7 protein-coding genes are annotated in these 11,693 nt (G+C 71.5%); 5 read left to right on the plus strand and 2 right to left on the minus strand.

What is annotated here, in order from left to right:
• Positions 1 to 130 precede the first annotated feature (130 nt).
• From AB0I59_RS03770 to AB0I59_RS03780, 3 genes are all read left to right on the plus strand, one after another.
• Complete coding sequence (locus AB0I59_RS03770) at positions 131 to 2,125, plus strand: tetratricopeptide repeat protein (RefSeq protein ID WP_358129702.1); 1,995 nt, start codon at positions 131 to 133, stop codon at positions 2,123 to 2,125.
• Between the two features lie 58 nt (positions 2,126 to 2,183).
• A complete protein-coding gene (locus tag AB0I59_RS03775) occupies positions 2,184 to 4,523 on the plus strand; it encodes an AAA family ATPase (protein ID WP_061257388.1) in 2,340 nt (779 codons plus the stop codon).
• Between the two features lie 145 nt (positions 4,524 to 4,668).
• Positions 4,669 to 6,381 (plus strand): ABC transporter family substrate-binding protein, encoded by a 1,713-nt coding sequence (locus AB0I59_RS03780; RefSeq protein ID WP_061257389.1) that lies wholly within the window; start codon positions 4,669 to 4,671, stop codon positions 6,379 to 6,381.
• A 159-nt stretch (positions 6,382 to 6,540) separates the two neighbouring features.
• Here the strand turns inward: AB0I59_RS03780 and AB0I59_RS03785 are convergent, their stop codons facing one another.
• Both AB0I59_RS03785 and AB0I59_RS03790 read right to left on the minus strand, forming a co-directional pair.
• On the minus strand, positions 6,541 to 8,040 hold the full coding sequence (locus tag AB0I59_RS03785) for a hypothetical protein (RefSeq protein WP_228646735.1): 1,500 nt from the start codon (positions 8,038 to 8,040) through the stop codon (positions 6,541 to 6,543).
• 207 nt (positions 8,041 to 8,247) lie between these two features.
• On the minus strand, positions 8,248 to 8,493 hold the full coding sequence (locus AB0I59_RS03790) for a hypothetical protein (protein ID WP_061257390.1): 246 nt from the start codon (positions 8,491 to 8,493) through the stop codon (positions 8,248 to 8,250).
• Positions 8,494 to 8,623: 130 nt separating this feature from the next.
• On the opposite strand from AB0I59_RS03790, the gene AB0I59_RS03795 reads away from it, so the two are divergent.
• Positions 8,624 to 9,190 carry an HhH-GPD-type base excision DNA repair protein gene (locus tag AB0I59_RS03795; RefSeq protein ID WP_061257391.1) on the plus strand — a complete coding sequence of 189 codons (567 nt, stop codon included), beginning with the start codon at positions 8,624 to 8,626 and terminating at the stop codon, positions 9,188 to 9,190.
• Between the two features lie 341 nt (positions 9,191 to 9,531).
• On the plus strand, positions 9,532 to 11,622 hold the full coding sequence (locus AB0I59_RS03800; RefSeq protein ID WP_358129707.1) for a SpoIIE family protein phosphatase: 2,091 nt from the start codon (positions 9,532 to 9,534) through the stop codon (positions 11,620 to 11,622).
• Positions 11,623 to 11,693 lie beyond the last annotated feature (71 nt).

The raw sequence follows: 11,693 nt of genomic DNA on the forward strand, positions 1-11,693 counted from the left end.
GGAACATGCGTCGCAGCTTAGGCCATTCCCGGTAGATCCCTCAGCAGCTTCCGGCATCGCGCTCTCTAGAGAGATATAGGTATATATCCGGCATCTAGGCAACCCCCTCCAGGCAACAGATCATGCGGGAGTGGGGAGCGATATCGAGGACCCGGACCATGCCCCGGACCGTGCTCCGAATCCTGCCCGAGATCGCGCCCGAGATCCTGCCCGAGATCGTGTCCGAGACCACGCGCCAGATCACGCCCAGCATCGCTCCCCGGGGGCCGATCCCCGGGCCTGGTGCGTCGTCGCGGCGGCGCGGCTGTCCCGCGACCAGCCGGAGGCGGCACTGGAGGCCGCACGCCAGGCCGTCGAACGCGACCCCGGCGGCGAGTGGGGGCACCGCCTGGCCAGTCTCGCCCTCGAACGCCTCGGCCGCGACTCCGAGGCGGTCGCGTCGGCCCGGGAAGCCGTACGGCTCGCGCCCGGCTCCTGGGCCGCGCGGCTCAGGCTGGGCGGCGCGCTGCGCCGGTCGCCCGGCGGCTGGCGCGAGGCGTGGGCGGAGGCACGCAAGGCGGTGAGCTTCGCGCCCGAGGAACCCGACCCGCACGTCCTCGCCGGGGACCTGGCCCTGACCCGGGGCGATCACGAGCGCGCCGTCTCGTCCTACGAGGCGGCGCTGCGGCGCGCGAAGGACCACCCGGGAGCGCGGGTCAACCTCGGGCTCGCCCTGATGCGGTGGGAGCGGCCGCGCAACCACCACGACCCGGCCTGGGACGCCGACCCGCGCGAGACGACCCGGGCCAGGCGGGCGATGGAGGTCTGGTCCCGGCAGGTCCGCGTCATGCTCGCGGTCGCGACGGCCGCCGTCACGCTCAGCGCCTTCTTCCTCGGCCTGCACAGGGAGGCGCAGATCGGGGGAGCGCTCGTGCTCGGGGGCGTGCTGGTCGTGACGATCAGGCAGGCCGGGCGGGTCCGCGTCTGGCCGCGTGTGCCCGCGATGCTCGGCCGCGACCTCTGGCTCACCATGGGCGTCGCGATGGGAGTGGCGGTCGTCGCCGCGTACGTCGCCGGCCTGGCCACGCTGCCCGCCGCACCTCCCGCCTCGGTCCCGCTCCCTTTCCCGCTCCCTTTCCCGCTTGCCGAAACGCCGCCCGCCGCGCCCGGAGCCGTCGCGGAGCCCGGTTCCCTCGCGGACGCGGTGAACGGCGTCTGGATCGGCGCGCTCGGCATCGTCTTTCTCAACGGCGCCGCCACGGGCGGCGCGCGCCTGCTCGTCGAGGCGTGGCAGGGCCGTCCGGTGAGGGCGCTCGCCCAGTTCGCCGCCGCCGGACCGGTGCCCGCGGCCAGGCGGGACGTCGACGTGACGCTCTGGATCGTCGCGAGCCGGGCATGGTGGACGCTCGTCCTCCTCCTGTCGATCTCCCTGCTCGCGGCCCAGCCCCGCCTGGCCCTCGGCGCCGCGGCGGTGCCGGCCGTCGTCGTCCTCACCTTCCGCCGCGGCCGGGTCACCTCCCTCCTGCGGCCGTCGTTCCGCGACGACCGCCCGCTCGCGCTCGCGTTCGTCCTGATCGCCGCCGCCTCCCTCCTCCTCGCGCTGGCGGGAGCCGTACCGGCCGACGCCGGGCCCGGCCTCCCCGCACCGCCGATGCTCGGGCCCGCCGGAATGGGCGCGTGCGCCGCGCTCGCGGTGGCGGCCGGGGCGTTCGCGGCGCGTATGGCCCGCGCGTGGTGGGGCGGCGGTTCCGGTCCCTGGCGTGCCGCGCTGATCCCGTACGACGCGTTCGGCACGCGGCTTCCCGGCGACGCCTCGCCCTCCGCCGGAGTCAGCGACGAGGTACGGCACGCCGCCACGTATTCGAGGAGCGTGGTGCTCGCCTACAGCCAGCGGGGCTGCCCGCGGGCGCTCGCGGTCAGCGCGGTGACCTCGGTGAGTGCGTCGGGCGAGCTCAGGCTGATCGCGGGGGACGAGGCGTGGGAGGCGGTGGAGCGCGACCCCAGGGTCGTCCTCTTCGTGGGCGACCCGCGGTTCTGGGCCGAGGTGCGGGGCATCGCCGTGCCCTCCGGGGACGTTCTGCGCATCACTCCCAAACGGGTCCTCGTGCGGGAGTACCCGGGCCGCCACCAGGCTCGCACCCGTTAGGTCCACCCATTGCGCGTTCGTGTGCGGTATAACCGGGGGGCAAACCGGGGAGGCGTTGATGCGGGACTCCGACAGGGCCCAGCCGGCGGGCAACGCCGGGGCGCGGGATCTGTTCGAACAGGTGCGGCTGCGCTATTTCCACCTTCCCCCCATCGCGCGACGCGTGATCTTCACCGGTGTCCTGATCGCCTCGATCGGCCTCGCCGCGGCACTGAGCTGGCCGCTGCTCACCACGTTCTTCGCGACGGTCGTGATCCTGGCGTTCGTGGCGCTCGCGCTCAGCCATCCCCGCGCCGCGGCCACCGCGCTCGTCCTCGCCGGGTGGGGGCTGCTGCTCCCGCTGTTCTTCGGCGTCTTCGGCAGCCAGTCCGGCGCGCCGTACCTCCTGCTGTTCCTCGGCCTCCCGGTCGCCGGCGCGGCCCACCTCATCCGGTGGGTGCCCCCATGGCTGACCACGCTGGCCGCGCTCGCCCCCGCGGGCGTCGTGGCCTTCGCGATCTCCCCGCTGTCCGTCACCGTCGCCCTCTGGGCCGCGTACGGCACGGCCTGCGCGGTGCTGGCCTACCGCTTCGTGCTGGCCAGGAGGGTCCACGCGCTCCTCGCCGCCGCGCCCCAGGCCGGCGACGCCCAGGTAAGGCAGCGGATCAGGGCGGGCGGTCACCAGCACTCCGCCGGCGACGGGGGGACGCCGCCGCCGATCACGGTCGAGCAGGCGCTGGGCGAGCTGGAGGCCATGATCGGCCTGGAGCCGGTGAAGGAGCAGGTACGCGCCATCGCCGCGTCCATAGAAGCGGCCCGGTTACGCAAGGAGGCCGGGTTCACCAACGAGCCCCCGATGCGCCACTTCGTCTTCGTCGGCCCGCCCGGCACCGGCAAGACGAGCGTCGCCCGCACCCTCGCCAAGATCTTCTACGCGTTCGGGCTGCTGGAGACGCCCTTCGTGGTCGAGGGCCAGCGGGCCGACCTGGTCGGCGAATACCTCGGAGCCACAGCGATCAAGACCAACGAGCTGATCGACCGGGCGCTGGGCGGCGTGCTGTTCATCGACGAGGCGTACGGCCTGATCAACTCGGGTGACGGCCAGCCCGACCGGTTCGGCGCCGAGGCCGTGCAGACCCTGCTCAAGCGGGCCGAGGACGACCGAGACCGGCTGATCATCGTGCTGGCCGGCTACGAGAAGGAGATGGGCACCTTCCTCTCCTCCAACCCCGGCCTGTCCAGCAGGTTCGCCACGCGGGTGCGCTTCCCCGGTTACACCCCCTCAGAACTCCTGGAGATCACCGAGGCCTTGCAGGTCAGGCGGGGCGACCGGCTCGCTCCCGACGCGCGTCCCGTCTTGCGGGCCCTGTTCGAGGACGTGCACCGCCGCGGACTGGTCGACGAGCTGGGCAACGCCCGTTTCGCCCGCAGTCTGGCCGAGGCCGCCGCGCAGGCAAGGGACGTCCGCGTGGTCAGCGCCGGAGGCGCGCCGCGCGGCGAGGATCTGGTGACGACCACGACCGACGACGTGACCAGGGCGTTCAACGAGATCACCGCCAGGTTCCGGGGCTACCAGGCCACCCCCACGCTGGAGGAGGCCCTGGCCGACCTCGACAGGATGGCCGGGCTGGAGCCGGTGAAGCGGCAGGTCCACGCGATCGCCGCCCAGCTCAAGGTGGCACGCATGCGCCAGGAGCAGGGGCTTCCCGTCCAGTCCCAGATGAGGCACTTCGTCTTCGTCGGCCCGCCGGGCACCGGGAAGACGACCGTCGCGCGCATCCTCGGCCGGATCTTCTCCGCGCTCGGGCTGCTCGCCCGGCCCGACGTCGTCGAGGCGTCCCGCGCCGACCTCGTGGGCCAGCACCTCGGCGCCACGGCGATCAAGACCAACGAGCTGGTCGACCGGGCGCTGGGCGGCGTCCTGTTCGTCGACGAGGCGTACGGCCTGGTCAACAGCGGATACGCCGGGGGCGACGCCTTCGGCGCGGAAGCCGTGCAGACGCTGCTCAAGCGGGCCGAGGACGACCGCGACCGGCTCGTCATCGTCCTCGCCGGATACCAGCGGGAGATGGACGCCTTCCTGGCCACCAACCCCGGTCTCGCGTCGCGGTTCAACCAGTTCGTCGCCTTCCCCTCGTACGCGCCGGACGAGCTGGCCGAGATCGCCGAGCTGCAGGCGTCCCGCAGCGGCGACAGGTTCGACGCGTCCGCGCGCAGGGACCTCGGTGACGTCTTCGACTGGGTCTGCCGCGAGGGGCTGATCGACGGGCTCGGCAACGGCCGGTTCGCCCGGTCCCTCTACGAGAGGGCCGCCATGCGGCGTGACGTGCGGCTGGCCGTTCAGAGCTCGGCCAACGCGGCCGAGCTGACCACGATCACCAGCGACGACGTCCGCAGCGCCGTGGACGAACTCTCCTGAGCCTTCGGGCACGGCCCGCGTCGCGGGCCGTGCCCGGTCATCGCCGGTTCCGGGTTACGCCCGCGTACGGCGCGTGGCCTCGCTTCCCTTGAATACGGTCTGCTAAAAAGCGCTTGCGCATAGTGACCATTCCGGGAGGAGCGCCGTGCAGGCACGATGGCTGGCCGCGCTGATCACGTTGATCGTTGTGGAGACCGCGACGGCCTGCTCCGGCGGGCCCTCCGCCGGCGGCCCGGGAAGCGGTTCCCCCGCCGCCTCCACCAGGGCGTACGACATCAACCCGGTCGCCCGGGACAAGGTGAAGGACGGCGGCACCCTCAACTGGGGGCTGACCAACTTCCCCACGCAGTGGAACGTCAACCACATGAACGGCGACACCGTGGAGGCGTGGTCCGTCATCGGCGCTCTGATGCCCACCGCCTTCCGGTCCGACGAGAAGGGCCGGATCTCACTCGACCGCGACTACGTCATCCGGGCGAAGGTCACCGAGCGGGTTCCGCATGAGGTCGTCACCTACACGCTGAACCCCAAAGCCAGGTGGTCCAACGGGAAGCCGATCACCTGGCGGGACTACGCCGCCCAGTGGAAGGCGATGAACGGCCGGGACAAGGCCTACGGCGTCTTCGCAGGGAGCGGCTACGACTCCCTCCGGAGCGTTGCCAAGGGGTCGGACGATCACCAGGTCGTGGTCACCTTCGCCGAGCCGTACGGGGAGTGGCGGTCGCTGTTCTCGCCGCTCTACCCACGCTCGGCCAACGCCTCGGCGGACGCCTTCAACAGTGGCAGCGTCGACCACATCCCCGCGACCGCCGGGCCGTTCAAGGTGTCCGCCCTCGACACGAACGCCAAGACCGTCACCCTGGTACGGGACGACGCGTGGTGGGGGAACCGGGCGAAGCTCGACCGCATCGTGTTCCGCGCGCTCCAGGGCAACGCGCTCGTCAACGCTTACAGCGGCGGCGACCTGGACTTCTTCGACGCCGGCCTGTCCGCCACCGCGTACGACTGGGGCAAGGGGGAGCCCACCGCCGCAGTCAGGCAGGCGGGCGGCAGAGACTTCCGGCAGATCACCCTCAACGCCGAGACGGAGCCGCTCTCCGACGTCCGGGTCCGCCAGGCGATCGCCGTCGGCATCGACCGCAAGGCCGTCATCGCCGCCGACCTGGAGGGGCTCGGCTGGCCGGCGGTCCCGCTCAACAGCCACTTCTACGTGCACGGCCAGGGCGGCTACCAGGACAACGCCGGCTGGCTCGGCGCCTACGACCCCGTCCGCGCGGGCAAGCTGCTGGACGAGGCCGGCTGGCCGCTGACCGCCGGCACCCGGAAGAAGAACGGCAAAGAGCTCACCCTCCGCTATCCCATCCCTTCGGACGCGCCGGTGGCGCGTGCCGAGGCGGAGGCCGTACGCGCGTCCCTGGAGCGCGTCGGGGTGAAGGTCGCCATCGAGCCCGTTTCGAGCGCGGACTTCTTCGACAAGTACATCGTCCCCGGCGAGTTCGACCTTACGGCCTTCGCCTACGCCGCCTCGCCGTACCCCGTGTCGGCCAACTACGGGGTCTACCTCAACGGGACGACCCCCTCGGGGGACGACAAGAAAGACGACAAGAAGTGGGACGCGAACCTCGGCCGCACCGGCACTCCCAAGATCGACTCCGCGCTGTTCGCGGCGGGGGCGCAGCTCAACCAGAAGAAGGCCGCCACCGAGCTCAACGCCGCCGACCGGCTCATCTGGCAGCAGGCCACGGTCGTGCCGCTGTTCCAGCGGCCGCAGACCGTGATCGTCAGGTCCACCCTGGCCAACATCGGCGCCACCGGGTTCTACGACCTGAAGTACGCCGACATCGGCTTCACCCGCTGAATCGCCTCGCTTCGCTCGGCCCCGCGCCCCTGGGCGTCTGATTGGCCTCGCTTCGCTCGGCGGGCTCGGGGCGCCCGAAGTCGGCTCGTGCCCTTCTCGCTCGGGGCTCGTTCCTCGCCCGCTCGCTCGTCGGTTACTTCACCGCCGCGCCCCTCGCGGTCAGGCGGACGGCTCGTCCGGGATGTCGGCGATGTCGTCGAGTGCGGCGGCCAGCTCGTCGGGGTGGTCGCCCATCCGCTCGGCGATCTCGATGAGCAGGTGCAGCACCTCGTGCCGGTCGTGGCCCAGATCCATCAGCCGCTGGGCCGCCTCCCACAGCTGAGGGGGATCGCCCTCCCAGAGCCGGGCGGCGATCTCCTCGTGCCAGGCGAGGTGCTCGTCGAAGTCCGGCCGGTCGCGCTCGGCGGCGTGGTCGATCTCCAGCAGGATCCGGCGGTCGCCCTCGTCCGCCGGGTTCAGCGTGTCGAGGATGATCGAGCCGTGCACGCCCTGCAGCAGCGGGAACGCGAAGGCGCGGCGAGCCAGGGCCGACAGGTCGCCGTCCGGCAGCAGCCGCTCGACGAGCGCGCGGTCCAGGCCGAAGGTGGTCGGGTCGCGGTACGCCTCGGTGAACCGGGCGGTCGCCTCCCACACGGCGTCGAGCGTCGCCCGGACCCCCTGTTCCGGCAGCCCGGCGCGCGGAGCGGCGAACCGGACCCAGGCCGCCAGGGCGTGCGGCATGGCCTCCTGCTCGGCCGGCCGCAGCATGACCTTCCTCGGCAGCCAGTCCAGCAGGAACGTCTCGCATTTGGCCGGGCTGACCCGGAGCGGCCGTCCGAGGTCCTGGTCGCAGCCGTAGTCGATGATGTGGTCCGCGCACCGCGACGCGGCCGACGGGTCCGACAGGTTCTCCGCCGCGTCGGAGGCGAGGAACTCGGCCGCGAGCATCGCGCGCCTGTCCCTGCTGTACGGCGCCTCGCTGTGCGGGGGCGCGGGCCGCTTGCGGCCGGGAGGGAGCGCCTTGATCCGCGAGCGGGCGAACGCGTGGTAGGCGCTGTAGCCGTCGCTGACGAGCCGGGGCGCGTTCCGGCCCAGTGAGTCCCGCGCCGCCTTCATCGCGAACTCCAGCAGCGCCCTCGCCTGTTGCGGCTCGATCTCCTCGAACCTGAGCATGGGGTTGCCCGCCGCTTCCAGCCTGGCCTGTTCGAGCAGCTTGTCGACCTGGGAGGAGACCCACGCGTCGCGGGCCATGCCGCGCATGTTGTAGTCGACGACCACCACCAGGGCGTGCGTGTCCTCGCCGTTGTAGGCGAAGGTGCACACCACCGTGTCCTGGTCGCCGTAGACGTCCCTGGACACGTAGCACCCGGACGGTTTGACCGCGCCCACCCTGTCGGCCCAGCGGGGCCGCGCCACGTCGGACTCCATGAGGGCGAGGGCGGCACCCTCGGCCTTGGCGGCCTGGCGCGCGGTGCCGAGGTAGGCGACCGAGATCAGCAGGGTGAGGGCCGCGGGCGTCCCGGCCTTCGCGGCGTAGTCGACCAGGCCCTCACCGAGGATCTGCTCCACGTCGCCCCCGCGCAGCCGCCGGCCCCACCAGGCGCCGAGCATGTCCGACACCATGAGCTCCGCGTCGAGCGGGCTCCGTACGGCGAGCAGTTCGCGCGCCGCGAGCAGCATCTCGGCGAAGACGTCGTCCGGGGTCTGGGTCTCCCGGGGGTCGCGCCGCCTCCGGCCCCTCACCGGGCCGCCTCGTCGCGCTCGGAGACGCGCGAGCCATGCCTGCGGTGATTGTCGGCGCGCTCGCTCACAGAACCCACCTTCTCGCATTCCCGGCCCAATCGGCATCCGGAACACGGCCCGGTGACTTCCCCGTTATCTGGTGACCTAATCGGCCCGGGAAGGCGGCGCCGAGTTCACCAGGGCGAGCAGGTGCTCGCGGGCGATCCACTCGACGGCCGCGGGAGTGGCGCGCAGCCCGAGATGTTCGGTGCAGGCCCAGACGTCGGCGACGCAGCGGCTCACTGTGTCCACGGGCACACCGAGGAACTCCGCGGCCAGGCGGGCGCTGACCGGCTCGAGGAGCGGCGCCGTCGCGCGGCCGCCGCCGAACCGTGGTGCGAGTACTGGCATCGTCGCATTCCTCGCTGAGTGACTACCGGGGCGGCCCCCTCGCCGGATATGAGAGGGACCGGCCGCTTTCATTCCATAACTTTCCGCAGACGTGTCAACCCCTCACGGAGCTCCGTGCAAAGCTGTCCCCATGCGTATCCAGCTCGCCCAGCGGCAGGATGCCGACGAACTCCTCAGCCGAAGTTCCCTGGCGCTGCTCGTCGGCATGCTGCTTGATCAGCAGATCCCCATGGAGTGGGCGTTCGCCGGTCCGTACACCATCGCCGACCGGCTCGGGCATGATCTGGACGCGCGGGAGATCGCCTCCTATGATCCTTCCGAGTTCGCGGCGTTGCTGGCCGCCAAGCCCGCCGTCCATCGGTACCCGAGCTCCATGGCGGGCCGGATCCAGCAGCTGGCCGCCTATCTGGTCGAGCATTACGACGGCTCGGCCGACAGGGTGTGGGAGGATGTCGACGACGGTGCCGAGTTGCTACGCCGCCTGCTGGCGCTGCCCGGGTTCGGCAAGCAGAAGGCACAGATCTTCCTCGCGCTGCTCGGCAAGCAGCTCGGGGTGCGCCCGCCCGGATGGCGCGAGGCCGCCGGGAAGTACGGCGCGCAGGGCGTGCACCTGTCCGTCGCCGATGTCGTCGACCCCGTCAGCCTCGATCTGGTGCGGACCACCAAGCAGGAAGCGAAGAGGGCCGCCAAGAAGTAAGCCCGATCCTGCTGCGCGAGATGGCGCCTTTTGACAGGATGCGTTGACCGCATGCCGGGCGGGGCTTCCGTCCGCACATGCCCATCGCCGATGATGTAGGGCAGATCCTGCGCTACAGGGAGTGTCTTATGGATCTTGCGGTAGCGACCGGCGGCCGGACGGGTGCATCCCGGAGCGGAGGAGGAGAGCATAACGGAGTTGTGCACGGCCGCGGGCATGACCAGGCCGTATGGCGCCGAACCGGCGTCACGCGGTAGGCAGAAGATCAGGACACGACCGTAAATCACAGTTATGGAGATGTGCCTCGTGGGAGACCCTGGCGCGCGACGGAGGTGCCGACCGTGAGCGCCGAAACCTCCGTGCCCCGTCCCCGGGAGTCGGGTTTGGACATCTCAGACTCCGGCCTCTTCCGTGGCCTCATGTCCGAGGCCCCCTTCGCCTTCGCGTTCTTTGACCCGTCCGGGCGGTTTGTCCGTGTCAATTCGACCTTTACCGAGCTGACCGGCCACCCTGTCGAGCGGCATCTGGAGATGATGCCCGCGGACCTCCTCTCGGCCGACCTCGCCACCCTGATCGACTCGGCTCTGCGCCGGATCGGCGGCGAGGGGCTCCCGATCACCGACCAGCGCATCAGGACGCGCGCCGAGAACGGCGACACCCGGCACTGGGCGGTCTCGTTCTTCCCGATGCGGGAGGACGGCGGGCTCCTGGGCACCGCGCTCTTCGGCGTCGACCTGACCGAGCGTCAGCTCACCGAGGAGGACCTGCGCCGCAGCGAGGAGCGCTACCGCTCCCTGGTCGAGTCGCAGCAGCAGCTCGTGTGGATCACCTCGCCCAGCGGTTCCGCGATCGAGGACGCCCCGCAGTGGCGGGCCGTCACCGGCCAGGGGCTGGAGGAGTACCTCGCCCACGGCTGGCTCGACGCCGTGCACCCCGACGACCGTCCGGGAGCCGAGGAGGCGTGGCGGGAGGCGCTGCGCGGCCGGACCATGTTCGAGTGGAGCTACCGGGTGCGCACCCGGGCCAGCGGCTACCGGCACTTCGAGGTGCGCGCCGTACCGATCATCAGGCACGGCCGCGTGATCGAGTGGGTGGGCGCCAACTCCGACGTCACGCCGCAGCGTGAGGCCGAGGAGATGCGCGGCAGGCTGACCGACCAGCTCGGCGCCGCCGCCCTGCGCACCGCGCGGCTCCAGGGCGCCACGGCGCAGCTGGCCGAGGCGCTCACCGTCGAGCAGGTGGTCCAGGTCATCATCGACGTCGGGCGTACGGCCCTCGCCGCGGACCATTCGGGCGTCGCGCTGCTGGACCAGGACCGCGCGAGCCTGAAAGTGATCAACAGCGGGGGCGTCCCCGACGCGCCCGGGATCTCCGGCGACGAGATCGCGTTGTCCACCACCAGCATGATGACCATGGCGGTGAACAGCCGGCGCCCGGTGTTCGCCGAGTCGCCGCAGAGCCTGCGCAACCAGCTCGTCGACGCCGGCGCCGAGGACGAGCGGATCGTCGAGTTCCTCGAGGGCACCGACGAGCGGGCCTGGGTCGGGCTGCCGTTGCTCGCGGCCGGCCGTGCCCTGGGCGCCCTGAGGTTCTCCTTCAACCGGCCGCAGAAGATCTCGCAGGAGGACGGCGTCTTCCTGGAGGCCCTGGCAGGCCAGTGCGCGCTCGCGGTCGAGCGCGCGACGCTCTTCGAGCGTGAGCACAAGACCGCGGAGACGCTGCAGCGGAGCCTGCTGCCCGACAACCTGCCCGTGGTGCGGGGCCTGGTCCTGGCCCAGCGGTTCCGTTCCGGCTCTCGGCATGTCCAGGTCGGCGGCGACTGGTACGACGCGTTCGTCCTGCAGGACGGCCGGGTCGCGGCCGTCCTCGGCGACGTCATGGGCAAGGGCGTCAAGGCCGCCGCGGGCATGGGCCGGATCCGCAACGCCATGCGGGCCCTGGCGCTGACCAATCCGCCTCCTGCCGCGGTGCTCACCGGGCTGGACCGGGTCTTCGAGGCTACCGAAGAGGAGGAGCAGGTCACGACACTCGCCTACATGGTGGTCGAGCCGAACACCGGCGAGGGCACGCTCGCGCTGGCGGGACACCCGCCACCGCTGCTGGTGTCGCCGCAGGGTGTGGCGGTGCTGCACGAGACCGAGCCCGGCACGCCGCTGGGCTGGGCGACCAGCCGCAAGCAGTTCAGATTCTGCGTGCCGCCGGGTCACACCGCCGTGCTGTACTCCGACGGTCTCGTGGAGAACCGGAAGCGCGGACTGGACGCCGGACTGCGGGATCTGTCGAACGTCGTGGCCGAGGCACCCCCCGAAGTCGTGGCAAGTCCCCACATGTTGCTGGATTTCCTGGTAGATCGGATGTTGTCCGGGTATGAGCAGGATGATGACGTGACCGTGCTCGCGGTTCACGTTCCTCCAGCCACGAAGAGTGACTGAATGAAACAGTCATAACGGTTGCTTTCGGGTATCGGTGCCCCTCATCCGTACGCACTACTGTCTCGGTCGGC

The organism is Microtetraspora glauca, from assembly GCF_040656155.1.
Taxonomy (GTDB): Bacteria; Actinomycetota; Actinomycetes; order Streptosporangiales; family Streptosporangiaceae; genus Microtetraspora; species Microtetraspora glauca.